Consider the following 257-nt stretch of genomic DNA (forward strand, 5'->3'; position numbering starts at 1 on the left):
CATCCGAATAACGAATCACCGACAGGACAGGTCCGAAGATTTCTTCTTGGGCGATCTTCATCTCATTTGTGACATTAGTGAAAATCGTCGGTTCAATAAAGTGGCCTGCCTCGCAGCCAGGCACCTTCGCTTCCTTACCGCCACAAACAAGTGTTGCTCCTTCTTGTTTCCCAGCTTCAATATAGCCAAGGATGGTTTCCTTTTGTTTTTTTGAAATAATTGGCCCTACATCTGTTGCTGGGTCCAGCGGATTACCT

1 protein-coding gene is annotated in these 257 nt (G+C 46.3%); it reads right to left on the minus strand.

The annotated features are described in order from the left end of the window. A partial coding sequence (locus RYX56_RS23635; RefSeq protein WP_317124289.1) for an aldehyde dehydrogenase family protein occupies nt 1-257 on the minus strand: 257 nt, incomplete at both ends.

Source organism: Alkalihalophilus lindianensis (genome assembly GCF_032843265.1).
In the GTDB taxonomy this organism is placed as follows: domain Bacteria; phylum Bacillota; class Bacilli; order Bacillales; family Bacillaceae_D; genus Alkalihalophilus; species Alkalihalophilus lindianensis.